This is a genomic window from Gryllotalpicola reticulitermitis (genome assembly GCF_042651345.1).
GTDB lineage: Bacteria > Actinomycetota > Actinomycetes > Actinomycetales > Microbacteriaceae > Gryllotalpicola > Gryllotalpicola reticulitermitis.
The window spans coordinates 1-19991 of sequence record NZ_JBHSCN010000016.1; the positions used below are offsets into that span (position 1 = coordinate 1).

24 protein-coding genes, 1 tRNA gene, 1 other RNA gene and 1 pseudogene are annotated in these 19991 nt (G+C 68.6%); 18 read left to right on the forward strand and 9 right to left on the reverse strand.

Going from position 1 to position 19991, the window contains the following annotated elements; genetic code table 11:
* Nucleotides 1-95 precede the first annotated feature (95 nt).
* Both ACFOYW_RS16475 and ACFOYW_RS16480 read right to left on the reverse strand, forming a co-directional pair.
* On the reverse strand, nucleotides 96-749 hold the full coding sequence (locus tag ACFOYW_RS16475; RefSeq protein ID WP_390231465.1) for a DedA family protein: 654 nt from the start codon (nucleotides 747-749) through the stop codon (nucleotides 96-98).
* 55 nt (nucleotides 750-804) lie between these two features.
* Nucleotides 805-886, reverse strand: a tRNA-Leu gene (locus tag ACFOYW_RS16480).
* A gap of 137 nt (nucleotides 887-1023) precedes the next feature.
* Here ACFOYW_RS16480 and ACFOYW_RS16485 point away from each other — a divergent pair.
* The 11 genes from ACFOYW_RS16485 (at nucleotide 1024) to smpB (ending at nucleotide 9389) form a co-directional block, all read left to right on the forward strand.
* Nucleotides 1024-2268, forward strand: coding sequence for a CpaF family protein (locus ACFOYW_RS16485; RefSeq protein ID WP_390231468.1), 1245 nt, complete (start codon nucleotides 1024-1026; stop codon nucleotides 2266-2268).
* The gene (locus ACFOYW_RS16490) at nucleotides 2262-3164 is read left to right on the forward strand and encodes a type II secretion system F family protein (protein ID WP_390231471.1); all 903 of its coding nucleotides are present in this window, start codon (nucleotides 2262-2264) and stop codon (nucleotides 3162-3164) included. Before ACFOYW_RS16485 ends, ACFOYW_RS16490 begins: the two co-directional genes overlap by 7 nt.
* Complete coding sequence (locus ACFOYW_RS16495; RefSeq protein WP_390231474.1) at nucleotides 3161-4084, forward strand: type II secretion system F family protein; 924 nt, start codon at nucleotides 3161-3163, stop codon at nucleotides 4082-4084. The genes ACFOYW_RS16490 and ACFOYW_RS16495 overlap by 4 nt, the downstream gene beginning before the upstream one ends.
* A gap of 61 nt (nucleotides 4085-4145) precedes the next feature.
* Nucleotides 4146-4373 carry a hypothetical protein gene (locus tag ACFOYW_RS16500; protein ID WP_390231529.1) on the forward strand — a complete coding sequence of 76 codons (228 nt, stop codon included), beginning with the start codon at nucleotides 4146-4148 and terminating at the stop codon, nucleotides 4371-4373.
* Complete coding sequence (locus tag ACFOYW_RS16505) at nucleotides 4370-4768, forward strand: TadE/TadG family type IV pilus assembly protein (protein ID WP_390231477.1); 399 nt, start codon at nucleotides 4370-4372, stop codon at nucleotides 4766-4768. Before ACFOYW_RS16500 ends, ACFOYW_RS16505 begins: the two co-directional genes overlap by 4 nt.
* Nucleotides 4749-5192: a hypothetical protein gene (locus ACFOYW_RS16510; protein ID WP_390231479.1), complete on the forward strand. Its 444-nt coding sequence runs from the start codon at nucleotides 4749-4751 to the stop codon at nucleotides 5190-5192. Before ACFOYW_RS16505 ends, ACFOYW_RS16510 begins: the two co-directional genes overlap by 20 nt.
* Complete coding sequence (locus ACFOYW_RS16515; protein WP_390231482.1) at nucleotides 5189-5638, forward strand: pilus assembly protein TadG-related protein; 450 nt, start codon at nucleotides 5189-5191, stop codon at nucleotides 5636-5638. The genes ACFOYW_RS16510 and ACFOYW_RS16515 overlap by 4 nt, the downstream gene beginning before the upstream one ends.
* Before the next feature lie 91 nt (nucleotides 5639-5729).
* Nucleotides 5730-6839, forward strand: coding sequence for a peptide chain release factor 2 (gene prfB / locus ACFOYW_RS16520; RefSeq protein WP_390231484.1), 1110 nt, complete (start codon nucleotides 5730-5732; stop codon nucleotides 6837-6839).
* 72 nt (nucleotides 6840-6911) lie between these two features.
* Nucleotides 6912-7955, forward strand: a complete 1044-nt coding sequence (gene ftsE / locus ACFOYW_RS16525) for a cell division ATP-binding protein FtsE (RefSeq protein WP_390231487.1) — start codon at nucleotides 6912-6914, stop codon at nucleotides 7953-7955.
* Nucleotides 7955-8869, forward strand: a complete 915-nt coding sequence (gene ftsX, locus ACFOYW_RS16530; RefSeq protein ID WP_390231490.1) for a permease-like cell division protein FtsX — start codon at nucleotides 7955-7957, stop codon at nucleotides 8867-8869. The genes ftsE and ftsX overlap by 1 nt, the downstream gene beginning before the upstream one ends.
* 43 nt (nucleotides 8870-8912) lie before the next feature.
* A complete protein-coding gene (smpB, locus tag ACFOYW_RS16535) occupies nucleotides 8913-9389 on the forward strand; it encodes an SsrA-binding protein SmpB (RefSeq protein WP_390231493.1) in 477 nt (158 codons plus the stop codon).
* 89 nt (nucleotides 9390-9478) lie between these two features.
* On the opposite strand, the gene ACFOYW_RS16540 is transcribed toward smpB, so the two are convergent.
* Together ACFOYW_RS16540 and clpS are read right to left on the reverse strand one after the other, a co-directional pair.
* Nucleotides 9479-9970 carry a DUF2017 family protein gene (locus tag ACFOYW_RS16540; RefSeq protein ID WP_390231496.1) on the reverse strand — a complete coding sequence of 164 codons (492 nt, stop codon included), beginning with the start codon at nucleotides 9968-9970 and terminating at the stop codon, nucleotides 9479-9481.
* 1 nt (nucleotide 9971) lies between these two features.
* Complete coding sequence (gene clpS / locus ACFOYW_RS16545; protein WP_390231499.1) at nucleotides 9972-10277, reverse strand: ATP-dependent Clp protease adapter ClpS; 306 nt, start codon at nucleotides 10275-10277, stop codon at nucleotides 9972-9974.
* A gap of 150 nt (nucleotides 10278-10427) precedes the next feature.
* Here clpS and ssrA point away from each other — a divergent pair.
* Nucleotides 10428-10825, forward strand: a transfer-messenger RNA (tmRNA) gene (ssrA, locus tag ACFOYW_RS16550).
* 146 nt (nucleotides 10826-10971) lie between these two features.
* On the opposite strand, the gene ACFOYW_RS16555 is transcribed toward ssrA, so the two are convergent.
* Nucleotides 10972-11568, reverse strand: a complete 597-nt coding sequence (locus tag ACFOYW_RS16555; RefSeq protein WP_390231502.1) for a TetR/AcrR family transcriptional regulator — start codon at nucleotides 11566-11568, stop codon at nucleotides 10972-10974.
* Between the two features lie 51 nt (nucleotides 11569-11619).
* Between ACFOYW_RS16555 and ACFOYW_RS16560 the strand changes: the two genes are divergently transcribed.
* The 3 genes from ACFOYW_RS16560 to ACFOYW_RS16570 all read left to right on the forward strand — a co-directional run bounded on the left by ACFOYW_RS16560 (nucleotide 11620) and on the right by ACFOYW_RS16570 (nucleotide 13614).
* Nucleotides 11620-12591, forward strand: coding sequence for an SDR family NAD(P)-dependent oxidoreductase (locus tag ACFOYW_RS16560; RefSeq protein ID WP_390231505.1), 972 nt, complete (start codon nucleotides 11620-11622; stop codon nucleotides 12589-12591).
* A gap of 286 nt (nucleotides 12592-12877) precedes the next feature.
* Nucleotides 12878-13189 (forward strand): nucleotidyltransferase family protein, encoded by a 312-nt coding sequence (locus tag ACFOYW_RS16565; RefSeq protein WP_390231507.1) that lies wholly within the window; start codon nucleotides 12878-12880, stop codon nucleotides 13187-13189.
* Complete coding sequence (locus ACFOYW_RS16570; protein ID WP_390231510.1) at nucleotides 13186-13614, forward strand: HepT-like ribonuclease domain-containing protein; 429 nt, start codon at nucleotides 13186-13188, stop codon at nucleotides 13612-13614. The genes ACFOYW_RS16565 and ACFOYW_RS16570 overlap by 4 nt, the downstream gene beginning before the upstream one ends.
* Nucleotides 13615-13739: 125 nt before the next feature.
* On the opposite strand, the gene ACFOYW_RS16575 is transcribed toward ACFOYW_RS16570, so the two are convergent.
* The 3 genes from ACFOYW_RS16575 to ACFOYW_RS16585 all read right to left on the reverse strand — a co-directional run bounded on the left by ACFOYW_RS16575 (nucleotide 13740) and on the right by ACFOYW_RS16585 (nucleotide 16510).
* Nucleotides 13740-14273, reverse strand: a complete 534-nt coding sequence (locus ACFOYW_RS16575) for a hypothetical protein (RefSeq protein WP_390231513.1) — start codon at nucleotides 14271-14273, stop codon at nucleotides 13740-13742.
* A gap of 53 nt (nucleotides 14274-14326) precedes the next feature.
* A complete protein-coding gene (locus ACFOYW_RS16580; RefSeq protein WP_390231514.1) occupies nucleotides 14327-15724 on the reverse strand; it encodes a L,D-transpeptidase in 1398 nt (465 codons plus the stop codon).
* A gap of 111 nt (nucleotides 15725-15835) precedes the next feature.
* Nucleotides 15836-16510: an SDR family NAD(P)-dependent oxidoreductase gene (locus ACFOYW_RS16585; RefSeq protein ID WP_390231517.1), complete on the reverse strand. Its 675-nt coding sequence runs from the start codon at nucleotides 16508-16510 to the stop codon at nucleotides 15836-15838.
* A 93-nt stretch (nucleotides 16511-16603) separates the two neighbouring features.
* On the opposite strand from ACFOYW_RS16585, the gene ACFOYW_RS16590 reads away from it, so the two are divergent.
* Both ACFOYW_RS16590 and pdxA read left to right on the forward strand, forming a co-directional pair.
* Complete coding sequence (locus ACFOYW_RS16590) at nucleotides 16604-17857, forward strand: four-carbon acid sugar kinase family protein (RefSeq protein ID WP_390231520.1); 1254 nt, start codon at nucleotides 16604-16606, stop codon at nucleotides 17855-17857.
* The gene (gene pdxA, locus ACFOYW_RS16595) at nucleotides 17854-18873 is read left to right on the forward strand and encodes a 4-hydroxythreonine-4-phosphate dehydrogenase PdxA (protein ID WP_390231523.1); all 1020 of its coding nucleotides are present in this window, start codon (nucleotides 17854-17856) and stop codon (nucleotides 18871-18873) included. The genes ACFOYW_RS16590 and pdxA overlap by 4 nt, the downstream gene beginning before the upstream one ends.
* Here the strand turns inward: pdxA and ACFOYW_RS16600 are convergent.
* Complete coding sequence (locus tag ACFOYW_RS16600) at nucleotides 18870-19430, reverse strand: type 1 glutamine amidotransferase domain-containing protein (RefSeq protein WP_390231526.1); 561 nt, start codon at nucleotides 19428-19430, stop codon at nucleotides 18870-18872. The two genes, pdxA and ACFOYW_RS16600, sit on opposite strands and share 4 nt — an antisense overlap.
* A 99-nt stretch (nucleotides 19431-19529) precedes the next feature.
* Here ACFOYW_RS16600 and ACFOYW_RS16605 point away from each other — a divergent pair.
* A pseudogene (locus ACFOYW_RS16605) lies at nucleotides 19530-19991 on the forward strand (fumarylacetoacetate hydrolase family protein); the annotation flags it as partial.

Genomic DNA, 19991 nt, shown 5'->3' on the forward strand with positions numbered 1-19991 from the left:
CGAGAGACCTCCGTGGGTTCGAGCTGGCGAACTAGACAGCTCCAACTCGACCCCGGAGGCCTCTCCTACGTCAACAACGATCCGGGTCAGTACAGCTAGCGCGAGCTGACGTCGCGCGAGGCGGCCGAGCGCTTGGCCTTGCGCTGCGCGCGCAGCAGTTGGAAGCCGGTGGGCACGACCGCGATCACGACGGCGGCGATGAGGATGACGTCGATGTAGTGCTCGACGAAGTGCTGGACGGGCGGAATGAAGTGCAGCAGGTAACCCAGGTAGACGATGCCGCCCACCCAGAAGACCGCGCCGATCGCGTTGTAGAGGCTGTACTTCTTGTAGTCCATGCGGCCGACGCCGGCCGCGACCGGGGCGAAGGTGCGCACGACGGGGACGAAGCGCGCGACGATCACGGCGGCGGCCCCGAAGCGACCGAAGAAGGAGTTCGTGCGCTCGACGTTCTCTTTCGAGAACAGGCCCGACTCGCGGCGTTCGAAGATCGGCGGCCCGGCCTTGCGCCCGATGAAGTAGCCGAGTTCGCCGCCGACGAACGCGCCGATCGCGATGAACAGCGCGACCCAGTACACGTGCCAGTGGAACGCGAGCACCGCGGGGGCCGAGAGCACGCCGCTGATCAGCAGGAGCGTGTCGCCCGGGAAGACGAACCCGATCAGCAGACCGGTCTCGGCGAAGATGATCGCCGCGACGAGGAGCAGAGCCCAAGGGCCTGCGTCGTGGATGATCGTCTGCGGATCCATCCAGGACAAAAGAGACGCGTGGACCAAGGTGCTCCTGCTGTGTCGTGCGGGTGAGTGCGGGAAAAGGGACTTGAACCCTCACGCCTTTCGGCACAGGAACCTAAATCCTGCGTGTCTGCCAGTTTCACCATTCCCGCTGGCGGCGGGCTCAGTCTATCGGCGGCGTATGTGGCGAGTCTTCCGGGATGACCCTGAGAAATAACACAGGGTGGTCGGCCTTGCGGCCTGTGGATAACCTCTGCGCGCGGTCCTCCATAGCGGGCATTCTTCCTGCATGACAGACGCCGTGCGCCTCCTCACCGAGCGGGTGCGCGAGCGCGTGCTGCAATCCGGGGGCGGCGCCTCAGGTGACGGCTCGTCGGCCGCCGCGCAAGCGACCGAACTCGCGCGCGACGAGGTGCGGCGCTACGCCGAGCTCGCGCTCGGCGGGGCTGTGACACCTCTCGTCGACGAGCGCGCGGCCGAGGCCCAGGTGGTCGCGGCGGTCGCGGGGCTGGGGCCGTTGCAGCCGTACCTCGACGATCCGGCTGTCGAAGAGATCTGGATCAATGAGCCCCACCGGGTTTTCATCGCCCGCGCCGGAAAGTCTGAGCTGACGTCGCTCGTGCTCACCGAAGCCGAGGTGCGAAATCTCGTCGAGCGGATGCTTGTTGCATCCGGTCGTCGCGTCGACCTGAGCCAGCCCTTCGTCGACGCGTCGCTTGCCGACGGCTCCCGCCTGCATGTCGCGATTCCCGACGTGACGCGCACCTGGTCGGTCAACATCCGCAAGTTCTCGTCCCGCATCAGCGATCTGCATCAGCTCGTCGCGGCCGGCTCGCTCAGCCGCCAGTCGGCCGAATTCCTGCGCATGTCGGTGCTGGCCGGGTGCAACCTTCTGGTCTGCGGTGCGACGCAAAGCGGCAAGACGACGCTGCTCGGCGCGCTGATGTCGGCGGCACGGCGCAGCGACCGGGTCATCACCGTGGAAGAGACCTTTGAGCTCGACCTCGCCGTCCGCGATGTCGTGGCGATGCAGTGCCGGCCGCCTTCACTCGAGGGCAGCGGTGAGATCACGTTGCGCCGACTCATCAAAGAGGCGCTGCGCATGCGGCCCGATCGCATTGTGGTGGGCGAGGTCCGCGAGGCCGAGGCGCTCGATCTGCTGCTGGCGCTGAATGCCGGCGTTCCCGGCGCCTGCTCACTGCACGCCAACAGCGCGCGCGATGCACTGCGGAAGCTGAGCACGCTGCCGCTCCTCGCCGGCAGGAACATCGACGCGGGCTTCATCGTGCCGACCGTCGCGAACTGCATCGACATCGTCATCTTCTGCGAACTGAACCGGCGCGGTGACCGACGCGTGACCGAGATCCTGGCGGTGTCAGGCGCCGTCAATGCGGGCATCATCGAAGCGAGTCCGGTGTTCGCCATGGCGGGGGCTGAACTGCGTGCGACCGGCGCGCACCCCGCAAAGCTCGCCAAATACCGCGCGGCGGGCTTCGACCCCTCGGTCGTGCTCGGGCAGGCCGAGGCATGCTGACGCATGCTGCCGGCGCGCTCACTGGCGCCGCATGGTTCGGTGGAGCACTCGGCGCGGTCTTGGCCGCCGGCCTCGTTCTCATCGCGTCTGCGGCGCGCCGCCCTCAGCTCGAACGGCCGAGGCGCGAACGCGGCGACGCAGGGTTGCTGCGGGCGTGGCTCGTGCGGGCCGCTGTGCCCGGCCTGACTCCGACGAGGTTCGTCGGCGCGACCGTCTCGGGCGCGCTCAGCTGCGGCGCGCTGGCCGCGGCCGTCTTCGGCGTGCCCGGGGCCGTGCTCGTCGCCGGGTGTGGTGGGGGCGTGGTGCCAGCTGCACTCGTCGGGTGGCGTACGCGCGCACGTCGTGCGGCGGCGCGAGCTGCGTGGCCCGATGTCGTGGATCACCTGGTGGCCGCGGTGCGCAGCGGCGTCGCGCTGCCAGAGGCGGTCGCAGCACTCGCACAGCTGGGGCCGGAGTCGACGCGGGCAGACTTTCTTCGTTTCGGCCGCGAATACCGTGCCACCGGCGACTTCGCCGCGGCGACAGCTTTGCTCAAGACGGAACTGGCAGATCCGGTGTTCGACCGGATCGCCGAAACACTGAAGATGGCCCGTGAGGTCGGTGGCACCGAGCTCGTCGCCGTGCTCCGCTCGCTCGCGACTGCACTTCGTGAAGATGTGGCGACGCGCGGTGAACTGCAGGCGCGGCAGACCTGGGTCGTCAATGCCGCGCGCCTTGGCGTCGCCGCGCCCTGGCTCGTGCTGGCGCTGCTCATGAGTCGGCCCGAGGGGCGCACTGCGTACGGAACGCCTCTCGGCACCGCCGTCATCGCCGGGGCTCTTGGTGCGACCGTCACCGCGTACCGGGTGATGATCGTGATCGGGCGGCTGCCGGCCGAGCGACGGTGGTTCCGGTGACGGCATGGGGCGTTATCGCAGGCCTGCTGCTCGGCATCGGCCTCTGGTCAATGTTCTTGTCCCTGCCGCGAGTCCGGGTGCCGCGTCTCAGTGAGCGCCTCGCGCCCCATCTGCTCGACGTGTCAGCGGCCGCGCGCGCCCAGGTCGAGCGGCAACGTGTCGGGTCGCTGCTCACTTCCCTGCTCGGCCCAGTAGCCGCCTCGATGCGCGCTGCGATGCTCCGGCTCTTCGGGGGTGGGGAATCGGTCGCCGCGCGCCTGCGCCAGGCGGGGTCGTCGCGCACCGTCGAGGCGTTCCGCGCCCTCCAGCTTGGTGCAGTCACCGCCTGCGCCGCCGGCGGCGGAGCGATCTCGGTGGTAGTCGGGTCCCTCCGACCGCTCGCGCCGGCGGCAGGTCTTGGGCTCGTCGTCGTGTGCGGCGCCGCTGGATCGGCTGTGTGCGAGTTCTCCCTCGGGCGCGCGGCCCGGCGGCGGCTCGCTCGTATCGCTGAGGAGTTCCCAACGGTCGCCGAGCTGCTCGCGCTGAGCCTGTCCGCCGGCGAGGGCAGCTTCGACGCGATGCGCCGTGTCGCCCGGGCATCGAGCGGCGAGTTCGGCACGGAACTGCGCGGCGTCGTCGCCGACGTGAATCTCGGGGTGCCACTCGTCGACGCGCTCGAGCGCATGTCACGTGCGGTGCGCATCCCGCGTGTTGCGCTGTTCGTCGACGCCGTGGTCGGCGCGCTCGAGCGCGGCGCCCCGCTGGCCGAGGTGCTGCGAGCGCAGGCGAGTGATGCCCGGGCGGAACGCAAGCGCGAGCTGCTCGAGCTCGCCGGGCGCAAGGAGGTCGCCATGCTCGTGCCGCTGATCTTCGGCCTGCTGCCCCTCACGGTGGTGATCGCCGTGTTCCCCGGTGTGTTCATTCTGCGCACCGGGCTGTGACCCAGCGCCGGCGCGCAAGACAGAGACGAGGGGAACGAGAAGAGTGGAGAGAGGAACGACTGTGGTCGGAAGAACGACAGAGGCGAGACGCGGCAGGGCGCCGCGAGGAACGACGACGTCGGGAAGACTGCTCGCGCGCCTCCGCGCCGGTGAGCGCGGCGACGTCCCGGGCTGGGTGCTGATCACAGCGATGACCGCCGGCCTGGTGATCGCGATCTGGAGCCTGGCGGGCAGCACACTTAGTCAGGTGTTCAGTCGCGCCGTCAACGCGGTGATGACCGGCCCATGAGCGGCGGTGCCTCCGATCGCTGGCCCGACGAACTCGGCTCGGCGATCGCCGAGTTCGTCATGGTCGCGGGTCTGCTCGTCATGCTGCTGCTCGCCGTGGTCCAGTTCACCGTCGTCCTGCTCGTGCGCAACACCGTCCAGGACGCGGCGGCTCAGGGCGCGAGGGTCGCCGCATTCGCCGACGCGTCGCTCGACGACGGCGTCCGTCGCACGAGACAGCTCATCGCCGCGTCGCTCGGGCCCAGCTATGCGGGCCAGATCACGGCGCGCTACTCGGCGAAGGAGGCCGGCGACCGGACTGTCGAAGTCCGCGTCGACAGTCCGCTTCCGGTGATCGGGCTGATCGGCTTCAGCGGCGCGCTGGCGGTGAGCGGTCATGCAGCGGCTGCGGAGTGACGACGGCAGCGCAGCGCTCGAGTTCCTGACCGCGGGCGTTCTGCTTCTCGTGCCGCTGGTCTACCTGGCGCTCGTGATCTCGGCGATCCAGGCAGCCACCCTCGCCGCGGAGGGCGCGGCCCGCGAGGCGGCGCGCGTGTACGTCTCGGCGGCGACCGACACCGCAGCGAGAGCATCCGCTGATCGGGTCGTCACCGTCGCGCTTGCCGACCGTCACCTCGCCCGTCGACCCGGTGACCTGACGCTGACCTGCGACCTGGCGCCGACGCGCTGCCTTACGCACGGTCACCGGGTGACCGTGCGTGTGCACACCGAGGTCGGGCTACCGCTCCTCCCGCCGCTCTTCGGTCTCGACCGCCTCGCGCGAGTGCCCGTCGACGCGACGGCGACCGCACCCGTCTTCCGCATCGGGGAATCGCCGTGAGCCGAGGCACGGTCGGCCCGTGGGCACGGGAAGACGGAAGCACGCTGCCGCTCATCTTCGGCTTTTTCGCCGTCGCGCTCGCCCTCGTCTTCGTCGCTACGGCCGCGACCTCGCTCTACGTTGAGCGATCGCGCCTCTACACACTCGCCGACGGGGCCGCGCTCGCCGCCGCGCAGTCCCTCGCGCTGGGCATCGCGGCGGCGGCAGGCGATGGGGGAGTGCCTCCGCCGGACGGCGTGCGCGCCACGGCTGCGGCATCCGAGTACCTGGCCGCGGCAACGGGCGGGCGGCGCGACGCGGTCGTACTCGTCGCGGCCGGAGCGCCCGACGGCAGAAGCGCACGGGTCCGGCTCGCGACGACCTGGCGGCCTCCGATCGTGAGCGCATTCGTTCCGCGCGGCGTGCGGATCGAGGTCTACGGCAGTGCGCGCTCGGTGTTCTGGTGAACGGTTCCGCGCGGGAGGGTGGGGGCCCGTGGTCGCAAGGTCGCTGGCGACTCGTCGGCCGCTCGGCGCGCGCCGGTAGGCTGGCGAGGTAATGATCGAACTCGACTTGAGCGCGCAGATCGCCGATGTACGCGCCACCTTCTCTGAAATCCGTGCTGTCGTCGATATCGACCGGCTGCGTGCCGACATCGACGAGCTCAGCGAGAAGGCCGGCGTGCCCGACCTGTGGGACGACCCCGAGCAGGCGCAGAAAGTGACGAGTGCGCTGAGCCGAGCTCAGAGCGAGCTCAACCGCGTCAGCGGCATCGAGCAGCGGCTCGATGATCTCGAAGTGCTCGTCGAGCTGGCCAATGACGAGGGCGACGACGAGAGCGCCGAAGAGGCCAAGAACGAGCTCACGGCACTGCAGAAGGCGGTCGGCGAATTGGAGGTGCAGACGCTCCTCGACGGCGAGTACGACGCGCTGCCCGCCGTCGTCACCATCCGCTCGGGAGCGGGCGGCGTCGATGCCGCAGACTTCGCCGAGATGCTGCTGCGCATGTACCTGCGGTACTGCGAGCGCCAGGGCTGGCCGACCAAGGTGATGGACACCTCCTACGCGGAAGAAGCGGGCATCAAATCGGTGACGTTCCAGGTCGATGCGCCCTACGCCTTTGGCATCCTCTCGGTCGAGGCCGGCACGCATCGTCTTGCGCGCATCAGCCCCTTCGGCGGCGCAGACAAGCGCCAGACGAGCTTCGCGGCCGTCGAGGTCATTCCGTTGCTCGAAGAGACCGGCGAGATCGAAATTCCTGAGACGGACATCCGCGTCGACGTGTTCCGTTCGTCGGGTCCCGGCGGCCAGAGCGTCAACACGACCGACTCGGCCGTTCGCATCACGCACTTCCCGACCGGCATCGTGATCTCCATGCAGGACGAGAAGTCGCAGATCCAGAACCGCGCCGCGGCGATGACGCTCCTCAAGAACCGCCTGCTGCTGCTCAAACGCGAGGAGGAGGCGGCGAAGAAGAAGGAGCTCGCCGGCAACATCACCGCGAGCTGGGGCGACCAGATCCGCTCCTACTTCCTCTACGGCCAGCAGCTCGTCAAGGACCTGCGCACGGGTTACGAGGTCGGGAACCCGCAGACAGTGTTCGACGGCAATCTCGACGGACTCATCGCCGCAGGCATCCGTTGGCGCAAGCGCCCGCAAGACGACTAGAGCCGCCCGCTAGGCGATTAGGGCGAGTCGCTAGCCGGAAACGTGCGGCGGTCTGCCTAACCTGGCCCGGTCATGATCCGGTTTGATCACATCTCGAAGCAATATCGCGGCACGAGCCGCCCTGCCCTGGGCGACGTGTCGTTCGAAGCGCAGCGCGGTGAGTTCGTGTTCCTCGTCGGCGCGTCCGGGTCAGGCAAGTCGAGCTGCCTGCGCCTGATCCTCAAGGAGGAGCGGCCGAGCAAGGGCAAGATCCATGTCCTCGGGCAGGACCTCGGCACGATCTCGAGCCGCAAGGTGCCGTACTTCCGCCGCAACATCGGCGTCGTCTTCCAGGACTTCCGGCTGCTGCCGAACAAGACGGTGCACCAGAACGTGGCGTTCACGCTGCAGGTGATCGGCAAGTCGCGCGGCTACATCCAGGAAGCGGTTCCCGACGTTCTGAAGATGGTCGGGCTGGAGGGCAAGGCGCAGCGGATGCCTCATGAGCTGTCCGGTGGCGAGCAGCAGCGTGTGGCCATTGCGCGTGCCGTTGTCAACAAGCCGCAGATCCTGCTGGCCGACGAGCCGACGGGCAACCTCGACCCGGCCACGAGCGCCGGCATCATGAACGTGCTTGAGCGCATCAATGCGGGCGGTACGACGATCATCATGGCAACGCACGAGGCGATGTTCGTCGATCAGATGAAGAAGCGCGTGATCGAGCTGTCGCAGGGCGAGATCGTCCGTGATGAGCGTCACGGCGGCTACGGCGTCACGGCGGCCATTCCGCTCGTCAAGCCCGCTCCGGCGCCCACCGAGCCGGCCACGGTTCAGCTCACCACGGGCGTCGTGGTGCCCGTGGCAGCACCCGCGCGGCAGCCCGCGGCGACGCCGGCAGCGGAGATCCCCGCTGCGGTGCGCCCGGCGACAACGCCCGCGGCTGCGACAGCGGCTCCGGAACCGGCGCCCGAGGCATCCCCTGCCGACGGCAAGCAGCCCGACAACGTACGCCCGATCACGCGGGCCAACCCCGTCGCGCATCCGGCTGAGATGTCACTCGCTGAGCGCCTCGGCCTGCGCGCCAACGGCACTGACGGTGGCGATTACGACGACCAGAACGTGGGGCCGGTGAAGTAATGCGATTCGCGCTCATCTGGAGTGAGGCCGCCTCGGGCCTGCGCCGGAACCTGTCGATGGTCGTCTCGGTCATTCTCGTCACCTTCATCTCGCTGACGTTCGTCGGCGCCGCGATTCTCATGCAGATGCAGATCGGGCAGATGAAGGGTTACTGGTACGACCGTGCGCAGGTCGCGGTGTACATGTGCACGGCCACGGATTCCTCGACCACCTGCACCGGGCAAGACGCCTCGACGCAGCAGATCAACGCGGTGAAGGCCGAGCTCGCGTCACCCGCGCTCGCGAAGTTCATCAAGAAGTCGACGTTCGAGAACCACGACCAGGTGTTCGCCGACTTCAAGAAGCAGTTCAAGAACAACCCGGTCGTCGACTACGTGACCCCGGACCTGTTGAACCAGACGTTCTGGATCAACCTGAAGGACCCCAGTCAATCGAACGTGATCGTGCAGAGCCTGTCGTCGATGTCGGGGGTGCAGTCCGTCACCGATCAACGTCAGTATCTCGATCAGATCTTCTCGATCTTGAACGCGGCGAGTATCACGGCGATCGCGATCGCCGTCGTGATGTTGGTGGCCGCCGCGCTGCTGATCGCGACCACGATCCGGCTCTCGGCGTTCTCTCGACGGCGCGAGCTCGGCATCATGCGGCTGGTCGGTGCGTCGAACAGATTCATCCAGACGCCGTTTGTCCTGGAGGGCGTGTTCGCGGCGGTGGTGGGCTCCGTGCTCGCGGGCCTCGCGACGGTCGGCATCGTGAAGTTCTTCGTGCAGGGGTACCTGCAGGCATCCGTGCCGTTCACGAGCTTCGTCGGGGTGAACGACGCGCTCACGGTCGTGCCGATCCTGCTGGTTGCGGGGATCGGCGTCGCCGCGGTCGCGAGCAATATCGCGATCAGCCGCTACCTCCGCGTGTAGCCGCGCGCCGCGGAGCCGGCTGCTCGCGCAGTAAACTGAACGGATGCCACGCGAACGTGGTCAGAAGGTCGTTGCCACCAACCGCAAGGCGCGGCACGACTACCTGATCGAAGACACCTATGAGGCGGGCCTCGTGCTGACCGGCACCGAGGTCAAGAGCCTGCGCGAGGGGCGCGCGTCCCTCGTCGACGGCTACGCCTTCGTCGACGGTGGCGAGGCATGGCTCGACGCGGTGTACATCCCCGAGTATCTCGATGGCACGTGGAACAACCATGCACCGCGGCGCAAGCGGAAGCTGCTGCTGCACAGGCAGCAGATCCTGAAGCTCTCGAACAAGGTGAAAGAGGGCGGCTACACGATCATCCCGCTGCAGCTGTACTTCAGCGATGGGCGTGCGAAGGTCGAGATCGCGGTGGCGAAGGGCAAGCGCGACTACGACAAGCGCCAGGCGCTGCGTGAGCGGCAGGACAAGCGCGAGGCCGACCGCGCGATGCGGCAGCGCAACCACCTCGGCGAGTAGCTGTTCTTCGCGGTGGTCCGCGCTACAGTTCCCGGTCCGCGCGCCAGACGTAGCGGGCGCGCTGTCCCGCAGGTGTAGCGCGCCGGCATTCACAGCGCCCGGATGAGCCGTTCCTGCAGCTCGCCGAGCCACCAGTAGGCGGCCTTCGCCGGCGCGAGCTCGGGGCTGTCGGACCCCTCGTCGTCGTCCGTCTCGATTCCGAGCCGGGTCGCGAGGGCGAGGCGCAGGTCGGTGATCGCGCGCAGCCACGGCAGGACCTCGGGCTCCGCGAGGACGACAGCACCGGATGCCGCGGCCGCACGCGCGAGGGTGAGCGCGTTGCCGGTCTTGAGCGCCACGAGGTCGTCTTCCGTGAAGCGCCGGAATTCGGCGGCCGCGTCATCGTCGTCCTGATATGCGTCGGGCAGCAGGCGCTCGAGAGCGGGGTCTCGGGGGAGTGCGGGGTCGGCTGCGGCGTCGGGCCCGGCATCCGTCTGCGTCAGCAGGTCGATCAGCTCGCTCGTGAGCTGCGCCAGCATTTCGCGCTCGACGTGGTCGAACTCCGCGCTGACCCGGCCGTCGCGCGTGGTCTTCACCCGCACGTCAGACCTCCGGCTTGTCGAGGGTTGCCCAGAGGCCGTATTCGTGCATCGCCTGGACGTGCCGTTCCATCTCTTCGCGGCTGCCGTGCGCCACGATCGCCTTGCCCTCGCGGTGCACCGCGAGCATCAGCTGGGTCGCCCTGTCCTCCGTGAAGCCGAAGTAGCTCCGGAACACATAGACCACGTACGACATCAGGTTCACCGGGTCGTTCCACACGACGGTGCGCCAGGGGGTGTCGAAACGGTGCTGCTGTGCGAGGAGCTGCTCGAGCTCGTGATCCAGGCCCGGCGAAGCGGTCTGTGCCATGTCTCTAGCGTGGCACAGCCGGGGCGCTGCGATGACGGGGAATCATGTGGGTCGAGCATCCGTTATATTGAGAAGTCCGCCACCGAATGGCGGTTGCCTCTCCAATAACTCGACAGCGTGTGACAGCGCCCGCCTCTGACCGCCCAGCATGGGGATGATCGGTTTCGACATCGCCTGAGCGAGTCTGAGAAGCGGGCCGAGGATGCGGGGTTATCTCGTTAACGCCCCCTGCAAAATATAAGTGCCAATTCCAACAGCACTGCCGTCTCCGCCAAGGCTGACGTCGCTCTCGCGGCGTAAGTTCCTTCCGGACACTTAATCGGCCGTCAGTCCGGTAACTAGCCTTCCACCCGGTTCTGGCGTCATCTAGAAGGCTTGCTCGATCGTTGCGTCTCAGGGCGATCGGGGACTTGCACTGAGGCTGGGTCCGTCGGGGTGGTGGCCGCCACCTAGCCCCGGGGTCGAGCACAACGATAAGCGCGGCTGCGCCCGGAGAATGCGGACGACCACAGCGATGGACGGGGGTTCAATTCCCCCCATCTCCACCATCGACGGTCGGCGCGTGGCGCTGTCACAGGCTGAGAGGACGAGAGGCGACCCAATTGGGTCGCCTCTCGTGTTCCTGGCGGACGGCTTGCCCGCCACGGTTGCCGGATTCGCCGCGAGGCGAGGGGCAGGGCGCCAAACTGCGTCCTCAAAGTTGGACGCGCTCGGTGTGTTGGCGTCGAATCTCTACGCCGTCCGGCGGAAGAAGGAGACGCACTGCGTCTGTCATGCGTGCGCGGTATTCGTCGCGGGTGGCGCTCTGGTGCTTGACGCCAAGCGAGAGGCTGACGAGCGTCCGTGCTGCTGCTGTGGCGTGTTCGGACAATGGAGTGCCTTCGAGAGCCTTGAAGAGGGCGGCTTCGAAGCGTCGCGGACCGCCGAGAGCGACGGGGCCGAGGAGCTCGGGGTTTTCGGCGATGACCGTCGTCGTGTCGTTCATGGGCCCGATGTATCGCCCGGCCCACGCGTCAAAGGCCTCGATGATGCGCTCGCTCGCCAGACCGTCGGATGCGGTGAGCGCCTCCTCTGCTGCGGCGAGGTCCAGCCCTACTCCGCGTTCCGCGGCCTCGCGGAACAGGTTGCTTTTGGATGAGAAGAGGAAGTACAGGCCGGGCCGCGAGATCCGGGCTTCCTTCGCGATGTCGTCCATCGATGTTTTGCGATACCCGAGGCGAGTGAACGTGCCGAGAGCGGCGTCTAGCACATCGAGTCGCCGATCCGCGTCCTTCGAAGCCACTTCGTCCACCAGCGCACTGTACCAGCTAGACAATACTCGTCTACATCGTATAGTTGCCGCATGGCAGCTACCCGATTGATCTCGACGCCGTTCACGGCTTCTTCCACCACTGACGAGGTCGTGGAGGCCGTCGACCTGACAGGCGTGCGCACGATCGTCACCGGTGCGTCTTCGGGACTCGGCGTCGAGACCGCTCGCGCCCTCACGGCTGCGGGGGCGGAGGTATTCATGGCCGTCCGCAACCCGGTGGTCGGAGCTGAGATCGCATCGCGGATCGCTGCGCAGACGGGCCGTCCGGAACCGCACGTGCGTCCTCTCGACCTTGTCGACCGCGGCTCGATTGCCCGTTTCGTTGCCGCGTGGAACGGGCCGCTGCATCTGCTGATCAACAACGCTGGGGTAGTGACCGGCGGCCTCGAGCGAGCCACGGATGGATGGGAGTTGCAGTTCGCGACCAACCATCTCGGCCACTTTGCACTCGCAGACGGTCTTCACTCGGCGTTGCGCGACGGCGCGGCCGAGCGGGGTGGAGCGCGGGTCGTCGTGCTGAGTTCGACCGCTCACATGCGCAGCGGCGTCGACTTCGACGACGTCCATTTCCTCTTCCGGGATTACGACCCGCAGATCGCGTATGCGCAGTCGAAGACGGCGAACTCGCTCTTCGCGGTTGAGGCGACGCGTCGATGGGCCCGAGAAGGCATCTTCGCCAATACGGTCAACCCGGGCGGCGTGGCCACGGGCCTGCAGCGAAACTTCACTCCCGAGCAGAAGGCGTCCCTGGACGCCGCGGAGGCCGCTGGCGTGTTCGCATACAAATCCGTCGAGCAAGGAGCTGCGACCACTCTGATCGCCGCCGTGCGTCCCGAATTCGCTCACACCGGCGGCCACTACCTAGACGACGGGCAAGAGGCGTACACCGTCTCCAATGACGCTAGCCTGGGCGACCACCCCCACGGCGTCAAGGAATGGGCGCTCGATCCTGCTCTGGCAGAACGGCTCTGGCGCGTTTCGACCGGCCTCATCGCCTCATAGCTCGGCACACCCAGAAGTCGTCCGAGCGTCGGGTCCGCCTCTCCTCAAAGGGTGGACCCACGCGAAGAAGGGGCTCAGTCGTTCGGGCGGTGTGCGTAGTCGGACCAGATCGTGGGCTCCGATGCAGGCATGCATCTCACGGTATCCGCACCATGTCGGCGCAGCCAGGTGTCGTCGGGATGGCGTTGAGATCTCCGACACCGTGCAGAATCCGCAGTCTCGGACCAGAGCATAGACACCCGCCCCGCGAATCGTCGATACTCTGAAAGCCCGAGAGGAGCACGTGATGGCAGCAATCGCACCGGCGGCGGTGCTCGATCGTGATCGGGAAGCGATCCGCGCCACCTTGGCTGCTTACGGCGTTGAGCGGGCCGGCGTATTCGGCTCGATCGCGCGCGGCGAAGATACGACAGCATCGGATCTCGACCTCATCGTCGTGTTTCGTCCGGGCGCGCGCCGCGACCTGGTCAGCATTTCGGAGGATCTAGCCACGCTCACGGGCCTCAGTGTCGACGTGGTCGACCGGGACCGTGTAATTGAGCGCGTTCAGCGGACAGGGGTCGGCTATCGGATCCTGCGAGACACTGTTCCCCTGTGACTCCCGACGACGCGGAAGCAATACTCGCGCTTGCAGATGAGGTCTCCGTCGGCGTCGAGCTCGGTATTGACGAGAAGGCTTTCCGATCTGATTGGAGGGCGCGATACGCGGCTGAGCGGGTGGTCGAGCGCGTCTTCCAGGCTGCCACTGACCTGCCTGAGTGGATGCTCACCAAGTACTTCGGCGGCGATGGCTTCCGCGCTCTCCGTGGGATGCGTAACCGTCTGGCTCACAATTACCTCGGCGTTGACGAAGAGATCCTGTGGGAGTCCGTAAGCCACGATCTGCCCGGTGTTCAGTCGAGGCTTGCGGCTGATGCGCGCGAGGCGCGCGCTCTGATCGATGCGCTGCTGGGCCAGTATTCGGTCGCCTCGGAGGCTTGGGATCGAGACCATCTCGGGCCTGTCGTGGACAACAACGAGTAGGCGGCATCTGCGTCGGCCTGGACAGCGCCCGAGCGAGTCCGAGACATGGCCGGGTGACTTGCGTGGGATCGGGGTCGCCCGGGTGGTAGCCGCTACCTAGCCTGTGGGTCGATGTCGGTGGCCATTCACGCGCCCTCGGGCGGGTTCGCCAGCAGGGCTGCGCGGTCGCGCAGGTACGGGGCGAGCGGAGCGACAGCGTCGAGCTGGATCGGGCTCCATCGCACGAAGGCGACGCCGTCGCGCAGCACGAGCGGGCCTGAGGCATCCGTGCGTTCGAGCTGGCCGAGGTCGATGGGCGTCACGTTGAAGTTGACGGTCTCGCCGCTCGGGAATCCGCCGCGTACTGCTGCGGCCTGGTAGGCCCGCTGTTCGGCTACCGCGAGTGCGATGACGCTGCGGCGCGCCGGCTGCGCAGCGCGCACGACGTGGCCCGTGCCATACAGCTCGCCCGACGCGCTGAGCAGCAGCGCACCGAGCCGCCAGACGCGACCGACGGCGCGCATCCGCTCGCCCCGAGTCACCCCGAGGCGTCGGCGCGCGGGTTCGAAGACGGCGAGGGCTTCGTCGCGCGCGCGGGCATCGGCAAGCTCCCGCGCAAGCGATGCGGCGAGGTCACGGATGCCTGCGGCGCCGTGTCCCGAATCATCCGAATCGCTCACGCCCCGATGCTAGCGACGCGGGGAAACCCGATGACACAGCGCGGCGTGACGCGTCAGTCGTGGACCCACACCTCGGTGCCCACCTGGGCGAAGCGGTAGAGCGCCAGCGCGTCGGGGATGCGCATGTTCACGCAGCCGTGGCTCATGCGCGCTCCGGCGCCGAAGTTGTCGTGCCAGTACGTGCCGTGGAAGCCCTGGTCGCCGTTGAAGTATGAGACCCACGGGACGTCTTTCGTGCAGTACCCGAAACCGTGGTCCCCGTTGCAGTCGCCCATGTCCTGCGTGGCGAGCTGGGCGTAGACGGTGAAGCGACCGTCGCGGGTCTCGTGTTCGCCGCCCGTGCCGATCGCCACCGGATACCGGGCGACGATCTTCTCATCACCCGACTCGGGGCCTTCGTAGAGAGTCGTCGTGCCCTCGCTCTTGTCGACCTCGATGCGGCGGAACACCGTCGTCGTGCGGAACGGCGTTGACTCACCCTGCAGGTCGAAGCGGAGCGTGCCGCTCGCGAGCGAGTCGGCGACGGCGGCGGCAATGCCGGCAGCGTCGTCGGCCGGGACCGGGGCCGAGGCCGTGTCGGTGGCGAGGCGAACGCCGGGTCGCCCCTCGCGGATGACCCGCAGGCGCGCACCCGTCGAGTTGGTCACGACGGTTTCGCTCTGTGGCTGGCGCTTGACTCGCGCGGCGAGCCCGGCGACGGTCGCATCGATCGCCGACGTGCTCGGCCGGATCGTGAACTCGCCCGTCGTGGTGTCTGCCGAGATGGTGAGCCACGACGCGACCGTCGCGATCGGCACGGCTTCGAGCCGTTCGCCCCCGAGGTAGAAGCCCGCGGTTGCCGCCTGGTCGTTGAGCCGCTTCGCGAACGCCTGAGCTGCCGTTGTCGTTGCGCGTGCCTCGGCCTCGATCTGGGTCGGCTGGATCGCGACGGATGACGTGCCGGCCACGAGCGCCGCAGAAAGCCGGGAGGCGAGGTCGTCGAGATCGACGGACCTGCCGGGCTGCGCGGCGACGGTGTCGAAGGCGTTCTTCTGCTCGTCGAACACGACGCGCGCGTTCACCGCGTCGGCGAACAGCTGTGGCGCCGCCGCCCGCAGCGCAGGCAGGGCGACCGCCGGATCGATCGTGACCGGCGCGGACGCGGCCCCGGGATTCCACGTGGTCGGGTTCCACAGCGGATGCGAATCTCGCGCCTGCCGGGCGAGCGCGTGGGCGTCGACGGATGCCCCGAGCTCGGCCCCCGTGACGACCGCGTCACCGATTCGGATCCGCACCGTCGCCAGACGGTTGCCGATGTTCTGTTCGGCCACGCCCTGTGTGACGACGCCGACCGGCGCGCCCCCGACGGTCACGCCGGGCGCGATCAGGACGAGGGAAGCGAGAACCGCCGCCGAGACGAGCACGACGCTCGCGCCCCCGAGCCAGAGGCCGAGGAGCTTCGCGCGAGTCATTCAGAGAGGGTACGACGGCGCCGGGCGCGACTCGATCGCGTTTTGGTCACGACCGTCGACTCGGCGGATGGCGGATAGCGGACGGCTCACGGCTCACGGCTCACGGGACTGCTAGTACGGCTGCACCTCGAGCTCCGTCGCGAAGGTGCGGAACTCGCTGCGCTCCGTGTGCATCTTCCAGAGCACGTCTGCGAGCACCGCGGGATCCTTTTCGGGGTCGCCCGGGATGATGCCGCCAGGAATGATGAGCTGGCCGACGTGGATCGGGGTGTCGCGCAGCGCCTGGTCGAGCATCTGCGCGTAGGCCGTCTCGCCCGCGAACGCGATCGACGTGCCCGCGAAGTGCTGCACAGGCTGCACGGCGCTACCGCCGTTGACGAAGAGGATTGTGCCGCGGCCGAGCACCCGCATGCCCTGAAGCACCTGGTGCACGGCGGCGACCGGGCCGTAGACCGAGAACTCCACCGCCGCCTTGATGTCATAGACGGTCGATTCGAACAGCGGCCGCAGGAACTCCTTCTGCGGCAGCGGGTTGTAGCTCAAAACCTCGATCGGCCCGAGCTCCTGCGCCGCGCGATCGAGGGCCGCGACGAGCGCCTCGGGATCCCGCGCGTTGGCCGCGTACCCCGCGGCGGTCAGTCCGTCGGCCTCGAGGTCGGCGGCAAGGGCGTCCACGTGCTGCTGGCTGCGCGAGATGAGGGCGATGCTGAACCCTTCGCGGCCGAAGCGGCGGGCGAGCGCCTCGCCGAGCTGACGGCCTGCGCCGATGATCGCCAGGGTGGTCATGTCGGGACTCTCCTTCGTCGGATGCCGGTCGGTACGAGGGCGAGCGCCCCCGCGATACGCTACCCGAGGCGGCGCAGAGCAGAGCAGGGGCGGATGATGTCGAGCGAGGGTGACGAGCACCTCTGCCGCTTCGCATGGGGCATCGTCGCCGACGACCTGACCGGCGCGGGCGACTGCGCGGTGAAGTTCGCGGACGCGGGTTGGCAGGTCGAGCTCAACTTCGGCGGCAGGGTCGACGCGCTTGCGCCGGCCGCGGCGGTCGCGATGACGACGGACGTACGACCGCTTTCCGAGACGGATGCGTCGACCCGGACCGCTGCCGCCGTCACAGAGCTGATCCGCGCCGGTGCCGAGCGGCTGTACCTCAAGATCGACTCGACCCTGAGGGGCTCGGTGCGCGGACAGATCTCCGGTGCGCTCGCCGCCTGGACGACGGTCGAGCCGGGGGCCTTCGCCGTGGTGTGCCCCGCGTACCCCGCGATGGGCCGCACGGTCGTGAACGGTGAGCTGTTCGTCTACGACCTCGCGAGCGGCGTGGGCGACGCGGCGGCTGGGGACGGGGTGCTGACGCTGCGCCTCAGCGGCGCGTCGCCGGAAGAGGACCTTCAGCAGGTCCGTGAGGCTGCGCAGCGTTCGCGGGTGCTGTTCATCGACGCCGCAGTCGACGCGGACCTCGACCGTCTTGCCGTGGTGCTCGAACGGCTCGGGCGCGTCGCGCTTCCGGTCGGCTCGGCCGGCCTCGCCGGAGCGATCGTGCGGCGCGCCACGACCACCGGCGATCAGGGCGTGTCCCCGCAGGCTGGCGCAGCATCAGCATCAGCACCAGCACCAGCACCAGCGGTACTGACGGCATCGTCCGAGCGACCGCCCATCGCGTCGCCCACGCCGACCTCGACGCTGGTGGCGGTCTCGTCGAGGCATCCGATCACGACCGCCCAGGTCGACGTCCTCGTGAGCCAGCTCGGCGACGACAGCCGCGTGCGCCTCGTCACCACCCCGGCCGATCGTCTCGAGCTCGACGACGATGCGGTCGCGGCGCGCCTGGTCGCGGACAGGCTTGCCGCCGACGTCGAGCGACTGCTCGTCGACGAGCCGGTCGGCAGCCTCGTGCTGGTGGGCGGTGACGGCGCCCTCGCCGTACTGGAGCGGCTCGGCGTCGCGTCGGTGCGGGTCCACGGCTCCGCGGCCGAGGGAGTGCCGCTCGGCGTGGTGCACGGCGGCCCGCTCGACGGGGTCCGGGTGGTCACGAAATCCGGCGGCTTCGGTGAGTCCACGACCCTGCACGAGCTGGTGCGCGGACTGATCGGCGCCAGCACCCAACTCACGACAGAACAGGACCGTCCATGAGTCTTCCCAAGCTGGCCGTGACCCTCGGCGATGTCGCCGGGGTCGGCCCCGAGATCACCGCGAAGGCGCTGCTCGGCCACGATGAGTTGCGCGCGATCTGCGTTCCGATCGTCGTCGGCGACGCGCAGCATGTCCGGCGCGGCGTCGAGCTCGTCGGCGGCGACCCCGGCGTCGTCCGCGTGATCGCGAGCGCCGACGAGGCGACGAACGAGCCCGGAACGATCGAGGTGCTGCAGACGGGCGACCCGATCGGCGACGTGCCCATCGGTGAGATCAGCGCGGCCGCCGGTGACGGGGCGTATCGCTTCGTCGTGGAGGCGTGCCGACTCGGGCGTGAGGGCGCGGTGCAGGGAATCGTGACGCCGCCGCTCAACAAGGCGGCGATGCACGCCGGCGGCCACAACTGGCCGGGCCACACCGAGCTGCTCGCGCACGAGTTCGGGGTGACGGATTTCTCACTCGTGCTCTCGGCCGGCGACCTGTACTTCTTCCACTTGACGACCCACGTCTCGATGCGGCAGGCGATCGAGGACATCACGTTCGAACGCACCCTCGGCGTGCTGCGGCTCGCCGGTGCGTTCGCGCGGGCGAGCGGCGCACCGGACGCTCAGATCGGGCTGGCCGGCCTCAACCCCCACGCGGGCGAAAACCGTCTGTTCGGCAACGAGGACGCCGACATCCTCGCACCGGCCGTCGAGGCCGCTCGCGCGGAGGGCATCAACGCGGTCGGGCCGCTGCCGGGTGACGCACTCATTCCGGCAGCGGTCCGAGGGCATTACCGCTTCGTGGTCGCGTGCTATCACGACCAGGGTCACGCGCCGTTCAAGGCGGTGTACGGCGACGATGGGGTCAACATCACCGTGGGGTTGCCCGTGGTGCGTGTCTCGGTCGACCACGGCACCGCGTTCGACATCGCGGGTCAGGGCATCGCGCGGGAGGCGAGTCTCGTCCTCGCGATCGAGCGCGCCGCGGCGCTCGCACCGGGCTGGGGCGCGGTATGGGAGGCGGCCCGCTAGGCGTGCTGCGCGCCGTGGGGCCCCTCGGCGATCTCTTCGATCAGCTTGCTCGCGAAGGCGGGGATGTCATCGGGCTTGCGGCTCGTGACGAGGCCCTTGTCGGTGACGACCTCGTGGTCGACCCACGTCGCGCCCGCATTGCGCAGGTCGGTCTGCAGGCTCGGCCACGACGTCAGGGTGCGCCCGTCGACGACGCCGGCCTCGACCAGCGTCCATGCTGCGTGGCAGATCGCACCGACCGGCTTGTGCTGTTCGAAGAACGCCTTGGCGAACGCCACGGAGGTCGGGTCGGTACGCAGGTCGTCGGCGTTCACGACGCCGCCGGGCAGCACGAGCGCGTCGAAGTCGGCGGAGTCGGCCTGACCGACCGGCAGCTCGACAGCGAAGGCATCGCCCTTGTCGACGTGATTGAAGCCTTGGACGCTGTCCGGCTTCGGCGACACGAGCACGACGGTCGCCCCGGCTTCTTCCAATGCGGCGCGAGGGCCGGTGTACTCGACCTGCTCGACGCCGTCGGTCATGAGGAATGCAACTCGCTTGTCAGTCAACTGGCTCATGCCTGCCACGTTAGGAATCGCAGGCGGCCGAGGTCGAGGGGTTGACGGGCTCCGGGTCTAGCGTGGAGTTACTCACCCAGCGCGACCTCAAGGACGAAGTTGACTCCTCAGACGCATTCCCCGGCCGTGTTGCGCACGGCGACGCTTCCTGCTGACTCGGCGACGCTCGTCGGCCGGTTGTTCGACCCGGCTGTCGGCGGCCCGTGCGTCGTCGCCGTGCGCGGGGACCGGCTCGTGGACCTGACGGGCGGCGCGGCGACGGTCGCGGGGCTGTTGGAGCGCGACGAGGTCGTCGAGTTCGTGCGCGGATTCGAGGGCGACCGCTCCTGGTCGCTGGACGACGTGGTCGCCGCGACGTTCGCGGGCGACGCGGAGAAGCCGCGGTTGCTCGCGCCGGTCGATCTGCAGGTGATCAAGGCGGCGGGGGTCACATTCGCGACGAGCATGCTCGAGCGCGTGATCGAGGAGCGCTCGAAGGGCGATCCGGCGGGCGCTGCGGCGGTGCGAGAGCGGGTTGCGAGCGCGGTCGGCGGGGCGATCGCGAGCGTCGTGCCCGGCAGC

What these genes read in the sequence shown, in the direction of transcription:
- ACFOYW_RS16580 (WP_390231514.1), bottom strand. Translation starts at nt 15,724, where the DNA reads ATGACTCGCGCGAAGCTCCTCGGCCTCTGGCTCGGGGGCGCGAGCGTC.
- ACFOYW_RS16505 (WP_390231477.1), top strand. Translation starts at nt 4,370, where the DNA reads ATGAGCGGCGGTGCCTCCGATCGCTGGCCCGACGAACTCGGCTCGGCG.
- ACFOYW_RS16490 (WP_390231471.1), top strand. Translation starts at nt 2,262, where the DNA reads ATGCTGACGCATGCTGCCGGCGCGCTCACTGGCGCCGCATGGTTCGGT.
- ftsE (WP_390231487.1), top strand. Translation starts at nt 6,912, where the DNA reads ATGATCCGGTTTGATCACATCTCGAAGCAATATCGCGGCACGAGCCGC.
- ACFOYW_RS16475 (WP_390231465.1), bottom strand. Translation starts at nt 749, where the DNA reads ATGGATCCGCAGACGATCATCCACGACGCAGGCCCTTGGGCTCTGCTC.
- ACFOYW_RS16565 (WP_390231507.1), top strand. Translation starts at nt 12,878, where the DNA reads ATGGCAGCAATCGCACCGGCGGCGGTGCTCGATCGTGATCGGGAAGCG.
- ACFOYW_RS16585 (WP_390231517.1), bottom strand. Translation starts at nt 16,510, where the DNA reads ATGACCACCCTGGCGATCATCGGCGCAGGCCGTCAGCTCGGCGAGGCG.
- ftsX (WP_390231490.1), top strand. Translation starts at nt 7,955, where the DNA reads ATGCGATTCGCGCTCATCTGGAGTGAGGCCGCCTCGGGCCTGCGCCGG.
- clpS (WP_390231499.1), bottom strand. Translation starts at nt 10,277, where the DNA reads ATGGCACAGACCGCTTCGCCGGGCCTGGATCACGAGCTCGAGCAGCTC.
- smpB (WP_390231493.1), top strand. Translation starts at nt 8,913, where the DNA reads ATGCCACGCGAACGTGGTCAGAAGGTCGTTGCCACCAACCGCAAGGCG.
- ACFOYW_RS16590 (WP_390231520.1), top strand. Translation starts at nt 16,604, where the DNA reads ATGATGTCGAGCGAGGGTGACGAGCACCTCTGCCGCTTCGCATGGGGC.
- prfB (WP_390231484.1), top strand. Translation starts at nt 5,730, where the DNA reads ATGATCGAACTCGACTTGAGCGCGCAGATCGCCGATGTACGCGCCACC.
- ACFOYW_RS16560 (WP_390231505.1), top strand. Translation starts at nt 11,620, where the DNA reads ATGGCAGCTACCCGATTGATCTCGACGCCGTTCACGGCTTCTTCCACC.
- ACFOYW_RS16600 (WP_390231526.1), bottom strand. Translation starts at nt 19,430, where the DNA reads ATGAGCCAGTTGACTGACAAGCGAGTTGCATTCCTCATGACCGACGGC.
- ACFOYW_RS16485 (WP_390231468.1), top strand. Translation starts at nt 1,024, where the DNA reads ATGACAGACGCCGTGCGCCTCCTCACCGAGCGGGTGCGCGAGCGCGTG.
- ACFOYW_RS16510 (WP_390231479.1), top strand. Translation starts at nt 4,749, where the DNA reads ATGCAGCGGCTGCGGAGTGACGACGGCAGCGCAGCGCTCGAGTTCCTG.
- pdxA (WP_390231523.1), top strand. Translation starts at nt 17,854, where the DNA reads ATGAGTCTTCCCAAGCTGGCCGTGACCCTCGGCGATGTCGCCGGGGTC.